This is a genomic window from Pantoea sp. PvP021 (genome assembly GCF_054056055.1).
On the sequence record NZ_JBSRXX010000012.1, the window covers coordinates 50,153 to 69,254 of the forward strand.

At 55.1% G+C, this 19,102-nt stretch carries 17 protein-coding genes and 1 pseudogene; 11 read left to right on the top strand and 7 right to left on the bottom strand.

From position 1 onward, the window contains the following. Positions 1-109 precede the first annotated feature (109 nt). The 5 genes and pseudogenes from lpdA to ACVKSX_RS21900 all read left to right on the top strand — a co-directional run bounded on the left by lpdA (position 110) and on the right by ACVKSX_RS21900 (position 3,685). Positions 110-1,534 (top strand): dihydrolipoyl dehydrogenase, encoded by a 1,425-nt coding sequence (gene lpdA / locus ACVKSX_RS21880; protein ID WP_010253950.1) that lies wholly within the window; start codon positions 110-112, stop codon positions 1,532-1,534. A gap of 182 nt (positions 1,535-1,716) precedes the next feature. Then, the gene (locus tag ACVKSX_RS21885) at positions 1,717-1,896 is read left to right on the top strand and encodes a type II toxin-antitoxin system HicA family toxin (RefSeq protein WP_010253953.1); all 180 of its coding nucleotides are present in this window, start codon (positions 1,717-1,719) and stop codon (positions 1,894-1,896) included. Between the two features lie 26 nt (positions 1,897-1,922). Then, a complete protein-coding gene (locus tag ACVKSX_RS21890) occupies positions 1,923-2,348 on the top strand; it encodes a type II toxin-antitoxin system HicB family antitoxin (protein WP_010253955.1) in 426 nt (141 codons plus the stop codon). An 81-nt stretch (positions 2,349-2,429) separates the two neighbouring features. After that, positions 2,430-2,519, top strand: a pseudogene (locus ACVKSX_RS21895) (CRISPR-associated protein Cas1); the annotation flags it as partial. Positions 2,520-2,755: 236 nt separating this feature from the next. Next, positions 2,756-3,685: an Rpn family recombination-promoting nuclease/putative transposase gene (locus ACVKSX_RS21900; protein WP_061703638.1), complete on the top strand. Its 930-nt coding sequence runs from the start codon at positions 2,756-2,758 to the stop codon at positions 3,683-3,685. 427 nt (positions 3,686-4,112) lie between these two features. Here ACVKSX_RS21900 and ACVKSX_RS21905 read toward each other — a convergent pair whose 3' ends face one another. Beyond that, the gene (locus ACVKSX_RS21905) at positions 4,113-5,012 is read right to left on the bottom strand and encodes a LysR family transcriptional regulator (protein ID WP_060679463.1); all 900 of its coding nucleotides are present in this window, start codon (positions 5,010-5,012) and stop codon (positions 4,113-4,115) included. A gap of 105 nt (positions 5,013-5,117) precedes the next feature. On the opposite strand from ACVKSX_RS21905, the gene ACVKSX_RS21910 reads away from it, so the two are divergent. From ACVKSX_RS21910 to yacL, 3 genes are all read left to right on the top strand, one after another. After that, complete coding sequence (locus ACVKSX_RS21910; protein ID WP_033780591.1) at positions 5,118-5,627, top strand: phenolic acid decarboxylase; 510 nt, start codon at positions 5,118-5,120, stop codon at positions 5,625-5,627. A 553-nt stretch (positions 5,628-6,180) separates the two neighbouring features. Continuing rightward, complete coding sequence (gene acnB, locus ACVKSX_RS21915; RefSeq protein WP_159226634.1) at positions 6,181-8,778, top strand: bifunctional aconitate hydratase 2/2-methylisocitrate dehydratase; 2,598 nt, start codon at positions 6,181-6,183, stop codon at positions 8,776-8,778. 190 nt (positions 8,779-8,968) lie between these two features. After that, positions 8,969-9,346 (top strand): protein YacL, encoded by a 378-nt coding sequence (yacL, locus tag ACVKSX_RS21920; RefSeq protein ID WP_010253973.1) that lies wholly within the window; start codon positions 8,969-8,971, stop codon positions 9,344-9,346. Positions 9,347-9,407: 61 nt separating this feature from the next. On the opposite strand, the gene ACVKSX_RS21925 is transcribed toward yacL, so the two are convergent. The 5 genes from ACVKSX_RS21925 to ACVKSX_RS21945 all read right to left on the bottom strand — a co-directional run bounded on the left by ACVKSX_RS21925 (position 9,408) and on the right by ACVKSX_RS21945 (position 14,825). Continuing rightward, positions 9,408-10,079 carry an SDR family NAD(P)-dependent oxidoreductase gene (locus ACVKSX_RS21925; protein WP_354439092.1) on the bottom strand — a complete coding sequence of 224 codons (672 nt, stop codon included), beginning with the start codon at positions 10,077-10,079 and terminating at the stop codon, positions 9,408-9,410. An 8-nt stretch (positions 10,080-10,087) separates the two neighbouring features. Then, a complete protein-coding gene (locus ACVKSX_RS21930; RefSeq protein ID WP_354439042.1) occupies positions 10,088-11,284 on the bottom strand; it encodes a sialidase family protein in 1,197 nt (398 codons plus the stop codon). 1 nt (position 11,285) lies between these two features. Continuing rightward, positions 11,286-12,701, bottom strand: coding sequence for a sodium:solute symporter family protein (locus tag ACVKSX_RS21935; protein ID WP_031292876.1), 1,416 nt, complete (start codon positions 12,699-12,701; stop codon positions 11,286-11,288). A gap of 79 nt (positions 12,702-12,780) precedes the next feature. Then, entirely contained in the window at positions 12,781-13,665 is an 885-nt protein-coding gene (locus ACVKSX_RS21940; protein ID WP_187507808.1) for a dihydrodipicolinate synthase family protein, read from the bottom strand. A gap of 11 nt (positions 13,666-13,676) precedes the next feature. Further along, a complete protein-coding gene (locus ACVKSX_RS21945) occupies positions 13,677-14,825 on the bottom strand; it encodes an iron-containing alcohol dehydrogenase (RefSeq protein WP_354439044.1) in 1,149 nt (382 codons plus the stop codon). 187 nt (positions 14,826-15,012) lie between these two features. Here ACVKSX_RS21945 and dtnK point away from each other — a divergent pair, with 187 nt between their 5' ends. Genes dtnK through ACVKSX_RS21960 form a run of 3 tightly spaced genes read left to right on the top strand, consistent with a single transcriptional unit; the run spans position 15,013 to position 18,016 of the window. Continuing rightward, on the top strand, positions 15,013-16,272 hold the full coding sequence (gene dtnK, locus ACVKSX_RS21950) for a D-threonate kinase (RefSeq protein WP_033780596.1): 1,260 nt from the start codon (positions 15,013-15,015) through the stop codon (positions 16,270-16,272). After that, positions 16,265-17,245, top strand: a complete 981-nt coding sequence (locus tag ACVKSX_RS21955) for a D-threonate 4-phosphate dehydrogenase (protein ID WP_022625433.1) — start codon at positions 16,265-16,267, stop codon at positions 17,243-17,245. The genes dtnK and ACVKSX_RS21955 overlap by 8 nt, the downstream gene beginning before the upstream one ends. Before the next feature lie 6 nt (positions 17,246-17,251). Next, complete coding sequence (locus tag ACVKSX_RS21960; protein ID WP_031292877.1) at positions 17,252-18,016, top strand: DeoR/GlpR family DNA-binding transcription regulator; 765 nt, start codon at positions 17,252-17,254, stop codon at positions 18,014-18,016. Positions 18,017-18,264: 248 nt separating this feature from the next. Here the strand turns inward: ACVKSX_RS21960 and speD are convergent, their stop codons facing one another. Then, positions 18,265-19,074 (bottom strand): adenosylmethionine decarboxylase, encoded by an 810-nt coding sequence (gene speD / locus ACVKSX_RS21965; protein ID WP_010253978.1) that lies wholly within the window; start codon positions 19,072-19,074, stop codon positions 18,265-18,267. Between the last annotated feature and the right edge of the window lie 28 nt (positions 19,075-19,102).

Consider the following 19,102-nt stretch of genomic DNA (forward strand, 5'->3'; position numbering starts at 1 on the left):
GCGGTTGGCAGTTTGTTAACAATTCTGTAAACTCTTGCGGTGAAAGTCCCGGTGGAACAAGGGCATTATAAGAAAGTCTGACCCGCCGGATATCAATTAAGAGGTCATGATGAGTACAGAGATTAAAACCCAGGTCGTAGTACTTGGGGCAGGTCCTGCAGGTTACTCTGCAGCCTTCCGTTGTGCGGATTTAGGTCTGGAAACCGTACTGGTAGAGCGTTACAGCACCCTGGGTGGTGTTTGTCTGAACGTCGGTTGTATCCCATCTAAAGCGCTGCTGCACGTTGCTAAAGTGATTGAAGAGGCGAAAGCCCTTGAAGAGCACGGCATTGTGTTTGGCCAGCCATCTACTGATATCAACAAGATTCGCAGCTGGAAAGAGAAGGTTATCAACCAGTTGACTGGCGGCCTGTCAGGAATGGCAAAAGGTCGTAAAGTCACCGTGGTTAACGGCCTTGGCAAATTCACCGGTGCTAACACCCTGGTGGTTGAAGGAGAAGGCGGCGCGACCACCATCAACTTCGATAATGCCATTATCGCTGCGGGTTCACGTCCAATCGAACTGCCATTCATTCCACATGAAGATCCACGCGTCTGGGACTCTACCGATGCGCTGGAACTGAAAGAAGTGCCGAAGCGCTTGCTGGTCATGGGCGGCGGCATCATCGGTCTGGAAATGGCGACGGTTTATCATGCGCTGGGTTCAGAGATTGATGTGGTTGAGATGTTCGACCAGGTTATCCCGGCTGCGGATAAAGACGTGGTGAAAGTCTTTACCAAGAAAATCAGCAAGAAATTTAACCTGATGCTGGAAACCAAAGTGACCGCCGTTGAAGCAAAAGACGATGGCATTTACGTTTCAATGGAAGGTAAAAAAGCACCAGGCGAAGCGCAGCGTTATGACGCAGTGCTGGTGGCGATCGGCCGTGTGCCGAACGGTAAAGGTCTGGATGCCGGTAAAGCGGGCGTGGAAGTGGACGATCGCGGCTTCATTCGCGTCGATAAGCAGATGCGCACCAACGTGCCACACATCTATGCTATCGGCGACATTGTCGGTCAGCCAATGCTGGCGCACAAAGGCGTGCACGAAGGCCACGTGGCGGCAGAAGTGATCTCCGGTCTGAAGCACTACTTCGATCCGAAAGTGATCCCTTCAATTGCCTATACTGAGCCAGAAGTTGCCTGGGTCGGTCTGACCGAGAAAGAAGCGAAAGAGAAGGGCATCAGCTACGAGACCTCCACCTTCCCGTGGGCAGCCTCAGGCCGTGCTATCGCTTCTGATTGTGCAGACGGTATGACCAAACTGATTTTCGACAAAGAGACGCACCGGATTATTGGTGGCGCGATTGTCGGTACTAACGGCGGCGAGCTGTTAGGCGAAATCGGTCTGGCGATTGAGATGGGTTGTGATGCGGAAGATATTGCGCTGACCATCCACGCTCACCCGACCCTGCATGAGTCAGTCGGTCTGGCGGCAGAAATCTTCGAAGGCAGCATCACCGATCTGCCTAACGCGAAAGCGAAGAAGAAATAACTTTCTGCTACTAAAGAAGAAAGCTCCCGTTATGGGGGCTTTTTTTTCGCCTGGAGTTTGGTGCTGTATGGCAAGAATCGATTTGGGTTAAGACTAAAGGTAACCCCAATAACCCTGAAAACGTTGCCTGTGAGAGTTATTAGAGTTATCGTGCTTTCATCGGGACGCGACAGGACACAGGGATGGATAGCAGCACGTTAATTTCCGAAATGAAGGCTGATGGCTGGGTTCTGACAGGGATAAACGGTAGCCATCACCATTTCACACATCCGACAAAACCGGGGCTGGTTACAGTACCCCATCCTAAAAAAGACTTACCGATCGGTACGGTAAAGAGCATCAGGAAACAAGCGAGAATTTAATCCCGCTTGTCCGTAGAGGTATGAATATGTTTTATCCAATCGCGATTGAAGCGGGTGATCACGAACACGCATACGGCGTAATCGTTCCCGATTTACCAGGGTGTTTCTCTGCCGGGGATACTCTTGATGAAGCCATTAAAAACGCCAAAGAGGCTATCACAGGGCATATCGAATTATGTGTAGAGCTCGGTCATGAGATCCCTGCCGTGTCCACCATTGAGACTCTGGCCACGAATCCTGACTATCAGGGTTATATCTGGGCATTGGTTGATGTAGATGTCATTCGCTTGCTGGGCGGCTCTGAAAAAATCAATGTCACTTTACCCAGGTCGTTAATTGATCGGATTGATCGTTGTGTGGCTTCACACCCCGAATACAAAAGTCGCTCGGGCTTTCTGGCTCAGGTAGCGCTTGAGCGTATTACTGCTCCGATTAACAGGCCTCAAAAGTAAGTCTGAGCGATAGCTAAATTTATTGGTGGCAGAGGAATCAAAAGGCACCGTTTATGAGTTTTTACCCCTTAAGCCGTTGCTATGATCTTTCTCCCGTATGGTCAGGTTGATGTCTTTGATGATGCTTTTATCCAGATTGATAAAACTGGCGTAAGAATGCATCTTCCGGTGAATCTGGATGGACTGCGGCTGATTCTCTTCCTGAATCTTATAAATTAGTGAGTTACTGATCTTTAAATACGTGAATTTAGTGGTGATTTTTTTATGAGGGTAAAATCATAATATTTTACAGCCACATACATTAAGAGTGTTCCCCGCGCTAGCGGGGATAAACCGCATTGATGATGGAGGTGGCCAGACATCTGGCCTGTAATCCCCTACGAATGTGAATATCAGAGTCAGGCCCGATGAAAAAAAAGAACAGCACTCCCACACCTCACGATGCCACTTTCCGGCAGTTTCTCTCACAGCCGGACATTGCCCGCGACTTCATGGAACTACATCTGCCCGCCGAACTGCGCGCTATATGCGACCTCAGCACCCTGAAACTTGAATCCGGTTCGTTCGTTGAAGACGATCTTCGCCAGTATTTCAGCGATATCCTCTACAGCCTGAAGACCAGTAACGGGGATGGGTACATACACGTCCTGGTTGAGCATCAGTCTACGCCGGACAGGCATATGGCATTCAGGCTGATGCGATACGCTGTGGCGGCTATGCACCGCCACCTTGAAGCGGGCCATAAGCAGCTGCCGCTGGTTATACCGGTACTGTTCTATACCGGCAAACGCAGCCCTTATCCGTATTCAACACGCTGGCTCGACGAATTTGAAGACCCTTCGCTGGCGGAAAACCTCTATGGCAGTACCTTTCCACTGGTGGATGTCACGGTGATCCCGGATGAGGAAATCATGGGGCACCGCAGCATGGCGGCGCTGACGCTGTTACAGAAGCACATACATCAGCGTGACATCGCGACTCTCACCGATCGGCTGGCCACGTTACTGATGGCCGATTATCTTTCTTCACCCCAGGTAACAGCGCTGATACACTATTTACTGCAGGCAGGCGAGTCGGCTGACTCCGAAGCCTTCGTGCGCGAACTGGCACAGCGAGTGCCGCAACACGGAGACGCACTTATGACCATCGCACAGCAGCTGGAGCAGAAGGGTATCGAGAAAGGTATTCAGCTTGGTGAACAGCGTGGAATCGAGAAAGGCCGAAATGAAGGCAAACTCGAGGTTGCCCGCACTATGCTGCAGAACGGCATCGACCGTAACACCGTCATGAAAATGACCGGTCTCTCAGAAGATGAACTTTCACAGATCCGTCACTGATTTTGATGTCAGAAAACGGCTCGGCAACGTAAAGCCCTGCACTACAGGGCTTAACAAATTTAATGAAACGCAGGCGCTGCTCATCAGTCAGTGCGCTGACACAGTCTCCTAGGTTAACTGACTATAATTACGAGCGTGCTTTTCTGCCATTCCCGAAACTCATCACAAAGCAATTCGACTGTTATGACAAAATTACCGGGGCTCCTGGCTTAAACATCAGGATAGGTGGAGTTCCTGGGAGGAAGCGAAGAGGGCTGCAGATCAGCAGGGCATAACCTTCCTGGATGCTAAAATTCAGGGTTCGGCTAAGGTCTGGCTTATCCCTTTCACTGTTTCCAGTACACCCGGTAAACACAATATGGGATGCTGGACGGTGGCACTCTGACAGTCGAATTCTCAGAAGATTAGGCAGCAAGCTAACCTTCATCTAACCACGCATCTCCCATGCAGCCACTCGTTCAATAAACATTTGTGCCAGGGCAGTAATGGCGCTGTTGCCGGGTAGTCTCTCTTCATTGATATACATCACCAGCGAACTACTGCGTCGGCGGCCCTGCAGCAGCGGCAGGGGACGGAGCTCACCGCTCTCTAACAGCGCTGCGATATTCTGTTCCGGCAGCCAGCCATAACCTAACTGATGCTGGACCGCTTCAATGGCTGCCGACAGCGTCGTGAATGACCAGTTCTCCGCCTGATCGCCATTGACCTCTGACTGCTGCTGCTGCTGACGATCCAGAATGGTAATGCAGGGCCAGCGTGCCAGCGTAGCAGCATTAAGCGGGGCGGATTCGCGGTGCAGCGGGTGGTCGCGATGGGCGACGGCGACGAAATCGACACTCATCAGGCTTTCGCCTGCTAGCGGCGTGTCGCCATATTGCGCCACCAGCCAGAGATCAGCCTGATGCTCCGCCAGTCTGTCAGGCGTTTCGCTTCGGACGATTTCGCTAAACCAGATGCGGACATGCGGATAGCGTTGCTGAAAGGTCTGAAGCACATCGAATAGTAAGGGTTTGGGCAGAGTCGCATCGACCATCAGATCGATGCGTGAACGCTCGCCGCGTTGCAGTGCACTGGCCTGCGCCTCAAGCGCGCCGAATCCCTCCAGTAGCGGACGTACCTGCGCGAGCAACTGATGTCCCTCTGCACTCAGGACAGCGCGGCGGCCCTCCTGCTGAAGCAGGGTCAAACCCAGCCGCTGCTGTAACAGGCTCAGCTGATAACTCAGTGAGGACTGGCTGCGATTGTTCTTCTCCGCTGCCAGCGCAAAACTCCCCTCATTCACTACTGCGTCGAGCAGATACCACTGTTCGAGTGTTGTCTTGTACATGCTCACTCATCTAAAAATTAAATGATTTAGTGCTAAAAATAGCGTTATTCATCGGTTTTGTAACGCGCAATAATCTCCTCAAGGAAAACAAATGAGGAATTAACCATGAGCACTTTCGATAAACATGACCTGTCTGGCATCGTCGGCAAACATCTGGTTTACACCTATGACAACGGCTGGAATTACGAGCTCTACATTAAAAATGCCAGCACCATCGACTATCGCATTCACAGCGGTATGGTCGGTAATCGCTGGGTTAAAAATCAGCATGTCTATGTCGTTCGTCTGGCGCAGGATGTCTATAAAGTTTCCTGGACTGAACCAACCGGTACCGATGTCAGCCTGGCCGTTAATCTGGCTGATAAAATTTTCCACGGCACCATCTTCTTCCCACGCTGGGTAATGAATAATCCGGAAAAAACCGTCTGCTTCCAGAATGATCATCTGGAAGAGATGGCAAAATTCCGCGAAGCGGGTCCGGCTTATCCAACCGAAGTGATTGATGAGTTCGCGACGCTGACCATAATCCGCGATGTGGGCGAAAATAACGAAAGCGTGATCGACTGTCCGCCTGACCAGTTGCCCGCTAATTTTCCGGAAAATCTGAAAAATTAAGCATGCACAGAAGAGGTCATGACGACCTCTTCTGAATAGCAGTCTCTGTCTTGTAGCTTCTGACGTGCAACTTGTGAGGATGAAAAGGAGATTTACCGACCAGGGTTTTATCAGTAGTAATCAGCAGGACGGATTCGGTGTCAGTTGCATCAGGCTGATTTCCGGCCTGGTGTTGTTATCCTTCTGAGCTCACCTCCGCTGTACCCCATAAACACGCCGGCTTCTATTCCTGCCAGTTATCTATTTCCCTGAATCACTTCGCTAAAGCCACGGCAAAACTGACATAAACCTGCAGCCATTTGTGTGGAATGCGGTACGCTGCAGAGAGACCCATTCAGCCGACTCAGCTGGCTGATGCAGGGAGTTAAGCGGGCAGAATGGCCGTAGTGGATTATGTTGTATTTTTGTAAACAGATTAACAAACAGACGAAATACTGCTATTCTGCCCTCCGCGAAACCGGGCACCTCAACCTGGACGAGAAAGGGAAGATTGTTCTCCATAAGTGAGCAAGGTGGTCGGAAAGCCCTACATAATGAGAGCGAGGATAACGTCGTGCTAGAAGAATACCGTAAGCACGTTGCCGAGCGTGCTGCCCAGGGAATTGTACCTAAGCCTTTAGAGGCTTCCCAAATGGCCGCGCTGGTTGAACTGCTAAAAAATCCACCTGCGGGTGAAGAAGAATTTTTGATCGATTTATTGGTCAACCGCGTCCCACCTGGCGTCGATGAAGCGGCGTATGTCAAAGCCGGTTTCCTGGCGGCTGTCGCCAAAGGCGAAGCAACCTCTCCTCTGATATCTTCTGAAAAAGCGGTTGAACTGCTTGGCACCATGCAGGGCGGTTACAATATTCATCCGCTGATTGAGGCGCTGGACGATAGCAAACTGGCTCCGATTGCCGCGAAAGCCCTTTCACACACGCTGCTGATGTTCGACAACTTCTATGATGTCGAAGAGAAAGCGAAAGCGGGTAATGAATACGCGAAGCAGGTGATGCAATCCTGGGCAGATGCGGAATGGTATCTGTCACGGCCTGAACTGGCAGAGAAGATCACGGTTACCGTGTTTAAAGTCACTGGCGAAACCAACACCGACGATCTCTCTCCGGCCCAGGATGCCTGGTCACGTCCAGACATTCCTCTGCACGCCCTGGCGATGCTGAAAAATGCCCGTGAAGGCATTGAGCCTGATGACGCGGGCAATATCGGCCCGATCAAACAGATCGAAGCTCTGAAGACCAAAGGTTTCCCGCTGGCGTATGTCGGTGATGTTGTCGGAACCGGTTCTTCACGTAAATCCGCCACCAACTCGGTGCTGTGGTTTATGGGCGACGACATCCCGAACGTGCCAAATAAAAAAGGCGGCGGCGTGGTGCTGGGCAGCAAAATTGCACCCATCTTCTTCAACACCATGGAAGATGCGGGCGCACTGCCCATTGAAGTGGACGTAAACAACCTGAACATGGGCGATGTGATCGACATCTATCCATTCAAAGGCGAAGTCCGCAACCACGAAACCAATGAGCTGCTGGCCAGCTTCGAGCTCAAAACCGAAGTAGTGATTGACGAAGTGCGCGCCGGTGGCCGTATTCCGCTGATCATCGGTCGCGGTCTGACCACCAAAGCGCGCGAGTCGCTGGGTCTGCCGCACAGCACCGTATTCCGTCAGGCGAAAGATGTCGCGGAGAGCACCCGTGGTTTCTCGCTGGCGCAGAAAATGGTTGGCCGCGCCTGTGGCGTGACCGGCGTTCGTCCGGGTGCCTATTGCGAACCTAAAATGACCTCGGTTGGCTCGCAGGATACCACCGGCCCGATGACCCGTGACGAGCTGAAAGATCTGGCTTGCCTGGGCTTCTCTACCGATCTGGTGATGCAGTCGTTCTGCCACACCGCCGCGTATCCGAAGCCGGTGGATGTGAGCACGCACCATACGCTGCCAGACTTCATCATGAACCGCGGTGGTGTGTCACTGCGTCCGGGTGACGGCATTATCCACAGCTGGCTGAACCGTATGCTGCTGCCGGATACCGTCGGTACCGGTGGTGACTCGCACACCCGTTTCCCTATCGGCATCTCTTTCCCGGCGGGTTCAGGCCTGGTGGCGTTTGCCGCCGCGACTGGCGTAATGCCGCTCGACATGCCGGAATCGGTTCTGGTGCGCTTCAAAGGTAAGATGGAGCCGGGCATTACCCTGCGCGATCTGGTTCACGCCATTCCGCTGTATGCCATCAAACAGGGTCTGCTGACCGTTGAGAAGAAAGGTAAGAAAAACATCTTCTCTGGTCGCATCCTGGAGATTGAAGGTCTGCCGGATCTGAAAGTCGAGCAGGCGTTTGAGCTGTCCGATGCGTCAGCAGAACGTTCCGCTGCGGGCTGTACCATCAAGCTGGATAAAGCGCCGATTATCGAATACCTCAGCTCTAACATCGTGCTGCTGAAGTGGATGATCGCAGAAGGCTACGGCGATCGTCGTACGCTGGAGCGTCGCATTGACGGTATGGAGAAATGGCTGGCCGATCCTCAGTTGCTTGAGCCGGATGCCGATGCTGAATATGCCGCCGTGATCGAAATCGATCTGGCTGAAATCAAAGAGCCAATCCTCTGTGCGCCAAACGATCCGGACGATGCACGTCTGCTCTCTGACGTTCAGGGTGAGAAGATCGACGAAGTGTTTATCGGCTCATGCATGACCAACATTGGTCACTTCCGTGCTGCGGGTAAACTGCTGGATAGTCACAAAGGCCAGCTGCCAACCCGTCTGTGGGTGGCACCGCCAACCAAGATGGATGCGGCACAGCTGACCGAAGAGGGCTACTACAGCGTATTCGGCAAAAGCGGTGCGCGTATCGAGATCCCGGGCTGTTCACTCTGCATGGGTAACCAGGCACGTGTTGCAGATGGTTCGACGGTGGTCTCTACCTCGACCCGTAACTTCCCGAACCGTCTGGGTAACGGCGCTAACGTCTACCTGGCGTCAGCGGAGCTGGCTGCGGTCGCGTCTCTGCTTGGCAAACTGCCAACGCCTGATGAGTATCAGCAATTCATGGCGCAGGTCGATAAAACGGCCAGCGACACGTATCGCTATCTCAACTTCGACCAGCTGACGCAGTACACCGACAAAGCTGATGGTGTGATTTTCCAGACCGCGGTCTGATTCTTCACCTTGCAGGCATGAATAAGGGGCGATGATTCGCCCCTTTTTTTCGTCTCAGCATGGGGTAGAGAGACGATCAAAAGCTGGCTTTCGGCAGACAGCCTGTAATAATGCGCGACGTGTCACACTTTGCCGCGAGAGCAGCACGGACACTTACCAGGTGAGACGACGACGTTGAGAGGAACGGGCGATGGAATATGAATTTTTACGCGATGTGACCGGACAGATTAAGGTTCGCATGTCGATGGATCATGAAGCGGTCGGCCACTGGTTCAACGAAGAGGTCAAAAACGATCCGGGATTGCTGGATGAAGTTGAAGCCGCCATTGAAGATGTCAAAGGCAGCGTACGTCAGTGGCAGCGGATCGGCAGCGAGTACACCATTCTGCTGGATGAAGAGGAGGTGATGATCCGCGCCAACCTGCTGGCTCTGGAAGATGACGGTATGGAAGAGGGGATGAACTACTACGACGAAGAGAGCCTCTCATTCTGCGGCATTGAAGATTTTCAGCTGGTGATCGCTGCTTATCGCCAGTTTATGAACCAGTACGGCAAACCCGTACGGTAAGACAGTAAGGCAATCCTTTACGGTTATAAGGCCGGGCGAACTCAGCAGCCCGGCCTGTTAACTAACTCAGCGATGCACCGCCACACATTACCAGCTGCTGGCCGGTGATCGCCGCCGCCGCAGGGGAGAGCAGGAAATCGACCAGCCCGGCCACTTCCTGCGGCTGAATATAGCGGCCAATGGGAGGCAGACGGGGCGGTGAACTGGCACGGCCCGGCTGTTGCAGCATCGGCGTTTCGGTGGCGCCTGGCGCCACAATATTGGCGGTAATGCCGCGCGGAGCGAGTTCCGCCGCCCAGCTGCGCACCATACCGATCATCGCCGATTTGGTGGCGACATACTGACTGCGGCCCGCCGCACCGCCTGATGTCCGGCTGCCCAGCAGCACAATTCTGCCGCCCACACGCATCCGCGGTGCAAAATGATTCGCCAGCTGCTCAGCAGCGGCAACGTGCAGTTGCCATAAGCGTGTGCTGGCGTTCAGATCCAGCTCCCCAAGCGGCGCGGCCTGCATCATACCGGCTGCATGGATCACCGCCTGCGGCACCGGTAGCGCGTCCAGTAAAGCCTGCAGTGCGGCGCTGTCGCTGATATCGATCTGATGACTCTGCCAGCCCGCTTCTGCCCGGCTTATCGCCGAGCGGCTCAGGCCGATAACCTGCCAGCCCTCATCGAGTAAACGGTCAGCAATCGCCTGACCGATGCCGGAGCTGGCCCCGGTCACCAGCACCATCCGTTCAATCACGCATCACCTCCCTTCACCCATGACTCCGCGACCCGCACATACTTAATCGCCTGACGATACCAGGTGTAGGCGATATGCAGTTCGCCATCCAGGCCTTGTTTAATGCTGGGATAGGAGAACTCACGGTTTAATTTCTGCTGGGAGTTATTGGTCATGCAGTAGCCATCGCCCTCGTCCAGATTGCGCTGCAGCGGCCAGCTTTTACCGCCATCCGTTGAGATAGCTAGCGTCATCGGCGCACGTGGCGCACCCCAGAAAGCGGTGCGACCACTGTGCACCACCGGCTCAGCGGCGACGGCAACATCACTTTCCTCTTCATCGTCTTCAATTTCGTCATACAGCGACAACCGGCGTTCGCTGGCACCTTCGGCGCTCATGGCATTGAACACCAGCGCCAGATGACCATTGCGCAGCGTTGTGACCTGAATTGAGGAGTTATTGTTGGGCAGCGACAACGGCTGTGGCGCGCTCCAGCTTTCACCCTGATCAAACGAGCGGCTCTGATAGATGTGGTCGGCCCAGCGGCTGCGGTAGAGCGCCAGCAGCGAGCCATCATCCAGCAGGGTAACGTTCATATGGACGCAGCCGGTGCTGTCAGGCACGCTGACGTCGCGCCAGCTCTGGCCTTTATCTTCTGAGATTTTTACCGCGCTCACGTCATAGCTGCCGACCCACTTTTCGCCGGGCTGCGTCAGGCAGTAAAACACCGGCAGCAACCAGTTACCGTTGGGCAGCACCACAATCGGCTGGCGAATAAAGGTGCCGGGCTTATCCAGCAGCGTTTTGATCTCCCCCCAGCTCTGGCCCAGATCGTGAGACTGGCGATAGCGAACTATCGCGGTGTCCTGATTGCCCGATTTCTGCGCCGTCCACAGCAGCCACAGCACCTGGTCGGGATCGAGAAACAGCACCGGATTCTGTTCTGAACGGCCCGGATCGTCAGAGAGTTTTTGTGCTTCACTCCAGCGATCGCTGCCTTTTCGCAGCCGTGAACACAAGACAGAGATATCGGCAATCCCTTCCTGCGTGCCGCCAAACCAGACGCAAAGCAGATCGCCATCGGGCAGCGGCAGCAGGTTAGCCGCGTGGTTTTGCGGGCAGGAGGAGGGCAGCATCGCAACCTGCTGCGCGCTATCCTGCGGGTGAGGCGCAAGCAGGCCGGTGCGTTCTGCGGTGACGGTTTCCTGAGTCATTTTAGGCTCCACTGTTTTGTGCATTGTGTTGCGATTGAGGCTGAGACTGGCGTGACGGGATACAGCGGTCAATTACCATAATAATTGCCGGGGTGATCAGCGCCACGTACATATTGTCGATACCAAACGGGTTACCCATCAGGAACCAGACGGAAGTGACAACGCAGGCGCCAATCAGACCGGCATTGGCGCCGCGTGTGCTCTTAAACCACGGCAGGTAAAATGCCATGATCGCTACAACGGTAATCGACAGACGAATCGCACGGGTAAAGAACGAGAGCTTCAGCACTTCCGGGAAGAACAGAACAAACAGCAGCGGGAAGAAGCCGATGCCAATCGAGATCCAGCGCGTCATTTTAAATTCGCGCTCTGGGGTCGGGTTACGATAAGGCACGTAAAAGTCTTTCACCACCAGCGAGGCGATGGCCAGCGCCACGGTACCGACGCTGACGAAAATCGAGGCCACCAGCGAGGTGGTGACAATGCCCGCCAGCCACGGTGACATATCCTGCAGAAACACCGGCAGCGCATAGAGGCTCTTGATATCCGGGTGAGCAAACTTCGCTGCCACGCCAATCAGCGCCATCGCCAGACCAATCGGCAGGCAGAAGAAGAAGGCGACCCAGGTGGCGCGCTTCGCTGACTTCACATCTTTGGTGGAGGAGATCGCCTGAATCACAAACTGGGTACAGAAGATCGAACCTACGGTCCCGATCAGCCAGGCCACAATGGTACTGGCACCGACGTGACCATCCCATGTCCAGTAGAACGCCGGCATTTTTTCCATCATCGGGGCGACGCCGCCGGTCATCTTCAGCGCCACATAGAGGATAATCAGGATCCCCATATACTTGATGGCGCTGTGCAGCAGCGTGACCCAGGCCACGCCTTTCATGCCGCCAAATGCAAAGTAGAAGGTGCTGACCACCGCAGTGATAAAAGCCGCCTGGGTCAGATCGATCTTGAGTACGGTGGAGATCGCCGCCGCGCCGCTGATGTAGTTACCGACGTTTACCAGCAACAGCGCATAGATCATGATCAGCGAGATAATATTTTTGGTCGAACTGCCATATTTCTCGGCGATAGCACCGGAGATAGTGATCTTTCCGGTGTTGTAGATGCGTTTGACCAGTATCAGGCCAAACAGCGGGAAGCCAATTGCCGCGCCAATCACCGACCATGAGGCGGCGAAGCCATCTTCAAAGGCCGCCTGCGCGGTGCCGATGGTGGATTTTGCCCCGATATATTCAGACATCAGCATAATGCCGACGATAAAAGCAGGCATGGCGCGCGAGCCTTCCATAAAGTCGCCGCTGGTTTTACTGCGCAGCCGCCAGGTGAGCCAGGTGGTGAACAGGATGTAGGCGACCACCATGCCGACGATCAGTAAGGTGCTCTCAGTTGAAAATGCTTTCATCATGACCTCGATTGTTCTGGCAGATGGCGACCATCAGGTTCGTTCTCATCTGACCGGTAGGGTGCAAAGGTGATGGACGTTATTGCAGGTAGTGGTTCACGATTTGACGGATCTGCTGCTGCTCTTCGGCGCTGAACTGCACCGCATAGCGGCTTTCACCCACCTCAAAGCCCTGCAGGCTGACCGCTTTTTTCACGGCGGCCGGTGAGAAACCGATGCTGTACAGTGCGGTGCGCAGGCCGGTGACGTTCTCCTGTGCCTGATGCGAACCGGCAATATCGCCCGCATGGAAGCGCGCCCAGATGGCGTTAATCGCCTCCGGTGCCACGTTTGCCAGCCCGGAAATTGAGGCGGAGCAGCCATCCACGAACCCCTGGTGGATCAGCGAATCCGGGCCGTTCAGCACATCAAAGTCCTGACAGTCGGCGGTAGCCTGCAGAAAGCCGCTCAGACTTTCATAGCTGCCTGCTGAATCTTTAATGCCGATGATGTTCGGGTGCGCGGCCAGCGTACGAACGGTCTCTGGCTGCAAGGTATTGCCGGTACGCGCCGGGATGTTGTAGAGGAACAGCGGCACCGTAAGCGCATCAGCCACGCGCTGATAGTGGTCGATCAGCTCCTGCTGCTTAAGCGGAACAAACCACGGCGTGATCGCGGAAACAGCATCTACGCCAAGGCGGGCAATCTGTTTGCCGAGCCGGATAGTTTCACGGGTCGAAATCTCCCCGATATGCGCCACCACCGACGCCTGGCCGTTAACTTCATCGACGCAGGTGGTGGTAACCGCGATCTTCTCCTGCTCGTTCAGCACAAAGAATTCGCCGTTGGTTCCGCCGCAGAAGATGCCGTTACCGGCGTTGATCTGGCGTCTGACCTGTTCGCGCTGCCTCTCCGGATCAAAGGCACCTTCCCGGTCAAAAGTGGTGACGATGGCGGTCAGTACGCCGTTTATTTTCTTATTCATGACAATCCTCATTACGCCTGGCAGGAAGGGAAAAGCGTCAGGTAGACGGCGCGCACATCGTCGGCGGTGACCGCCATCGGCACGTTGTTCATCAGACGCTGGACGTCGAGCGCGGCTTCCACTAACCAGGGCAGGTGATCCGGGCTGATGCCCAGGGCTTCCAGGCTGGCAGGCAGCTGCAGCCGCGCTACCAGCGCGGTGAAGTAGTCGACCAGCGCGTGTGATTTCTCTTCATCGCTTAAACGGACGTCGGCGTCGGGCAGCAGATCATAGACCTGAGCGAATTTGCTCACCGCCGCCGGACGGACAAAGCGCATGCAGGGAGCCAGCAGGATGGCGTTGGCGACGCCGTGTGGCAGATGATATCTGCCGCCGAGCGGGTAAGAGAGGGCATGCACCAGATGTGTCCCGGCATGGGCAATCGATGCACCGCCATAATAAGAAGCCCAGAGCATCTCCAGGCGTGCCTGCAAATTTTCTGGCTCGCGCAGGGTGGTTTCGAGATTAGCGAACAGTTTCTTCATCCCAGTCAGCGCATAGTTGTCGCTGACCGGGTTGGCGACATTGGCAGTAAAGCACTCAATCAGATGGCAGAGGGCGTCAATACCGGTTGAAGAGGCAATATGTGGCGGCATGCTGGTGGTCAGTTCCGGCACCAGGGCCACCACATCGGGCAGCATCACCGGTGAAATAATGCCGACTTTGGTCTCTTTCTCCGGGATCGCCAGGATCGCATTGGGCGTCGCCTCAGAACCCGTGCCTGCGGTGGTAGGGATCAGTATTGAACGGGTACGGCGCTGCGGTTTTTCGCCTGCCAGCAGGGCGTCCAGCGAAGGCGCGGCGTCGATGCACAGCACTGAGAGTAGCTTCGCCACATCCAGCACGCTGCCGCCGCCGATGCCAATCACCATATCGACATGGGGCCGGGAGAGCGTTGCGATAATCGCTGCCACATCATGCTGGCTTGGTTCAGGCGGAACGCTGTTGACCACGCTGATACCCGGAATCTGATCCCGAAGTTGACCCATCAGCGCCTGCACTGCCGGAATCGCCTCAATGTTCCGGTCAGTGACCACGACTGCTGTCGATATCCCCTTCAGCAGATAGCGCATGTCGTTTAACGCCTGATAACCGCTAATCACCGTGCTGTTAATGTTCATTTCATACCCTTATTTCTGTCCTGTCTGAGCGGATGATTAATCTTGCTCAGCGCAATGCGAAGTCAGTCACTCTCTGTGGCTAATTTTATAAGGCATATCGATTTCGATTAATTTGAACTTGCTCACATATAATCAATCATGATTGAATATAATCAAATGCAGCGGCAATCGCCTGACAGGAGTGAGGATGGGCTCATCATTATGGAAAACCCCGGTGCTGGTCATCGCCGATGACTTTACCGGTGCCAACGATGCGGGTAGCGGACTGGCACAGGCTGGCGCCCGCGTACATGTGCTGTTTGGCACTGAGGCGCCGTTGCCAGAGGACGCTGCGGATGTGCTGGTTATCAGCACCGACAGTCGGGCAGTCAGCGCCAGCCAGGCCGCAGAGCGCGTGGCTCAGGTGGTGCAGCACTTCGCCGCACAGCTTCAGCAGGGCTGGCTGTTTAAAAAGATCGACTCCACGCTGCGCGGCAACGTCGGTGCTGAAACCGCGGCTGCGCTGCGGGCCAGCGGCAAAAGGCTGGCGCTGGTGGCACCGGCCGTGCCACGACTGGGCCGCACCACACACGAAGGTAAAGTGTGGGTCAATCAGCGGTTACTGACAGACACCGAATTTGCCAGCGATCCGAAAACCCCGATCCTCAGCGCTCGTGTACTCGATCAGATGCAGATCGACGGCACGGAGATCGATCTCCCGACGCTGCGCAGCGATCGGCTTGATGCGGTGTTAGCGGCGGCGCACGGCGTGGTGGTGGTGGATGCCGAAAATGAAGCCGATCTGGCGCGACTGATAATCGCTGCGGCGCGGCTGACAGAGAAGCCGCTGCTGGTGGGAGCAGCCGGGTTAAGCGATGCGCTGGGCGCAGCGCTCTCTGTTCGCCCGTCGCGGCCCGTGCTGGCGGTAGTGGGATCGATGAGCAGCAGCGCGCAGCAGCAGATCGCCACGCTGCTTAACCAGCGGGCAGTTGAGATCGTGGATGTCGATATCCGTCAGCTGTTTCAGCAGCCCGCCTGGCCTGACCGGGATCGCTGGATCGAACAGGCTGCCGCCGCACTGCGTGCTGGTCGCCATACGGTGATCCGCACCTGCCAGCATGAATCCCAGCGTCACGACATTGAGCATCTCAGCCAGCAGCACAGCGTGACCCGCCAGCAGTTGGGCGAAGCGATCAGTCAGTTGCTGGGCGAAATGACCCACAGCCTGTGCCGGACACAGCTGCCGCATGCGCTCTATCTGTCGGGAGGCGACGTGGCGATTGCCGTTGCCCAGGCACTGGGGGCCAGCGGCTTTAAAATTCAGGGTCTGGTGGCGGGCTGTGTGCCGCACGGGGTTCTGCTTAACAGTGAATTTACTCTGCCGGTGATGACCAAAGCGGGTGGCTTTGGTGATGAAAATACCCTGGTAGCAGCCATTGGTTTTATTGAGGAGAAGTCGAGTGAGTAAAATTATTGCGATCACCATGGGCGATCCGGCGGGCATCAGCCCGGAAATCATCATTAAGTCACTCTCTGAAGGTGAGCTGAATGGCATCCCGGCGGTGGTGATTGGCTGTGCCAGTACGCTGCGCCGCATTATGGCAATGAACATTACGCCACAGGCCGAGCTGCGGGTGCTGGACCGGGTGCAGGATGCCCGGTTTGCGCCCGGCATCATCAACGTCATCGATGAGCCCCTGGCCGATCCCGACGCGCTGAAACCTGGCGTGGTGCAGAAAGAGGCGGGAGATCTGGCGTGGCGTTGCGTGAAGCGTGCTACAGAGCTGGCACTGGCGGGCGACGTGCATGCCATTGCCACCGCGCCGCTGAACAAAGAGGCGCTGCATGCGGCGGGCCATCTCTATCCTGGTCACACCGAACTGCTGGCGCATCTTACCGGAACCAAAGATTACGCCATGGTCCTCTACACCGATAAGCTGAAAGTGATTCATGTCACGACCCACATTGCGCTGCGTAAGTTCCTCGATACGCTGAACCAGACGCGCATCAAAACCGTGATTGGTATGGCGGACACTTTCCTGCGTCGTGTCGGTTACAGCGCCCCGCGTATCGCCGTAGCGGGCGTAAATCCGCACGCCGGAGAGAACGGCCTGTTTGGCGATGAGGAGATCACCACCGTGGCACCCGCTATTGAGGCGATGAAAGCGCAGGGGATTGATGTCTACGGGCCTTGTCCGCCGGACACGGTGTTCCTGCAGTGCCAGGATGGACGGTATGACATGGTGGTGGCGATGTACCACGATCAGGGGCATATTCCGCTTAAACTGCTGGGCTTTTATGATGGCGTCAACATCACCGCAGGCCTGCCGTTTATCCGTACCTCTGCTGACCATGGCACCGCATTTGATATCGCCTGGACAGGTAAAGCGAAGTCTGACAGCATGGCGATCTCTATTAAACTCGCGATGCAGCTCGCATAGGGATATATGAAGGGACAGAGCCGTCTTGACCAGATTATGGATTACCTGAAAAGCCATAATCTGGTGACTGTTGAGCAACTGGTCAGTGCGATTTCCGCCTCACCCGCCACGATTCGCCGTGATTTGATTAAGCTGGATAAAGAGGGCGTGATCAGCCGCAGTCATGGCGGCGTTACCCTGAATCGTTTTATTCCTGCCCAGCCGACCACGCTGGAGAAGATGCAGCGTAACCTGGTCGAGAAGCAGGCGATTGCAGAATGTGCCGCCAGCTTTGTCCGGGCGGGCGATGCGGTCGTGCTGGATGCGGGTACCACCATGCTGGAGCTGGCGCGACAGCTCACGCATCTGCCGCTGCGTGTGATCACTGCCGATCTGCACATTGCACTGTTTTTGTCTGAGTTTAAGCAGATCGAAGTGACGATTATCGGCGGACGTATCGACGACTCCAGTCAGTCCTGTGTAGGCGAACATGGACGGCGGTTGCTGCGCAGCATCAATCCTGATATCGCCTTTGTCAGCTGTAACTCCTGGAGCCTTGAGCGCGGCATTACCACGCCGACTGAGGAGAAAGCGGGGCTGAAACACGATCTTCTGGCCAATGCGGCTCGCCGGGTCTTGCTGGCGGACAGCAGTAAATATGGCTCCTGGTCGCTATTCTGCGCTTCTGCGGTGGATGACCTGACGGATGTGGTGACCGATAGCCGGTTAGAGGAGGCTGTCTGCCGCACGCTGCGCGAGCGCGGGATTACGCTGGCGCTGACCTCCGCCTGAACAGAACGCGCCATGTTGCTCTGACCTGATCAGCAGGACGAGAGCAGCACCGCGCGTTTATCTTTATCTCTCGCCGTTAAAACGCGCCGTTAACGCGCGTACGCATCATTCTCTTCGCGCGAAGTCACGGGTGCGTCTACCGAAACCCGTTCAAACCTCAGTCAGGCGGTTGCCGTGATGAAAAAGCAGGGGGAACAAGAGGGAAGGAGACGCGCAGGTTATGGGCTATAACGCTGCGCGCCTGATAATCAGAGGGTCTTCAGGCCCACTGAGGGGATATTTCTGCCGTAGTAGATCTCGCGCATCTCTTTCCAGAGCAGATCGGTAATGCGCTTGTGCTCCTGCGGAGTGAGATCTTCCGGGCGGGTGTTAAACAGGTAGTGTTTAAGGTCGAACTCTTTCAGCAACATCTTGGTATGGAAGATGTTTTCCTGATAGACATTCACATCCACCATGTCATACATCGCTTTCATATCTTCAGACATGAAGTTCTGAATCGAATTGATCTCGTGATCGATGAAGTGCTTCATCCCTTTCACGTCACGGGTAAAACCGCGCACCCGGTAATCGACGGTGACAATATCTGACTCCAGCTGGTGGATCAGATAGTTCAGCGCTTTCAGTGGCGAAATGACGCCACAGGTTGAGACTTCAATGTCCGCACGGAAGGTGCACAGGCCGCCTGCCGGATGGCTCTCCGGATAGGTGTGCACGCAGATATGACTTTTATCGAGATGAGCCACCACCGAGTTGGGCAGCGGACCGGGGTGCTCTGAGTTATCGATATCTTTCGGATCGATAGGCTCTTCGCTGACCAGAATCGTGACGCTGGCTCCCTGCGGTTCATAATCCTGGCGCGCAATGTTGAGCACGTTAGCCCCGATAATGGAGCAGGTCTCAGTCAGGATTTCCGTCAGACGGTTAGCGTTATATTGTTCGTCAATGTAGGCGATGTAACCATCGCGTTCAGCTTCAGTATTCGCATAGCAAATATCGTAAATACAAAAACTCAGGCTTTTCGTCAGGTTGTTGAAGCCATGTAGTTTTAGCTTTTGCAATTTCGTTCACCCCCTTAGAAATGCACTA

Coding starts and splice junctions, on each gene's coding strand:
- ACVKSX_RS21905 (WP_060679463.1), bottom strand. CDS start 5,012: ATGTACAAGACAACACTCGAACAGTGGTATCTGCTCGACGCAGTAGTG.
- ACVKSX_RS21960 (WP_031292877.1), top strand. CDS start 17,252: ATGAAGGGACAGAGCCGTCTTGACCAGATTATGGATTACCTGAAAAGC.
- lpdA (WP_010253950.1), top strand. CDS start 110: ATGAGTACAGAGATTAAAACCCAGGTCGTAGTACTTGGGGCAGGTCCT.
- ACVKSX_RS21885 (WP_010253953.1), top strand. CDS start 1,717: ATGGATAGCAGCACGTTAATTTCCGAAATGAAGGCTGATGGCTGGGTT.
- dtnK (WP_033780596.1), top strand. CDS start 15,013: ATGGGCTCATCATTATGGAAAACCCCGGTGCTGGTCATCGCCGATGAC.
- ACVKSX_RS21935 (WP_031292876.1), bottom strand. CDS start 12,701: ATGAAAGCATTTTCAACTGAGAGCACCTTACTGATCGTCGGCATGGTG.
- ACVKSX_RS21930 (WP_354439042.1), bottom strand. CDS start 11,284: ATGACTCAGGAAACCGTCACCGCAGAACGCACCGGCCTGCTTGCGCCT.
- ACVKSX_RS21940 (WP_187507808.1), bottom strand. CDS start 13,665: ATGAATAAGAAAATAAACGGCGTACTGACCGCCATCGTCACCACTTTT.
- ACVKSX_RS21890 (WP_010253955.1), top strand. CDS start 1,923: ATGTTTTATCCAATCGCGATTGAAGCGGGTGATCACGAACACGCATAC.
- ACVKSX_RS21900 (WP_061703638.1), top strand. CDS start 2,756: ATGAAAAAAAAGAACAGCACTCCCACACCTCACGATGCCACTTTCCGG.
- ACVKSX_RS21925 (WP_354439092.1), bottom strand. CDS start 10,079: ATGGTGCTGGTGACCGGGGCCAGCTCCGGCATCGGTCAGGCGATTGCT.
- ACVKSX_RS21945 (WP_354439044.1), bottom strand. CDS start 14,825: ATGAACATTAACAGCACGGTGATTAGCGGTTATCAGGCGTTAAACGAC.
- ACVKSX_RS21910 (WP_033780591.1), top strand. CDS start 5,118: ATGAGCACTTTCGATAAACATGACCTGTCTGGCATCGTCGGCAAACAT.
- yacL (WP_010253973.1), top strand. CDS start 8,969: ATGGAATATGAATTTTTACGCGATGTGACCGGACAGATTAAGGTTCGC.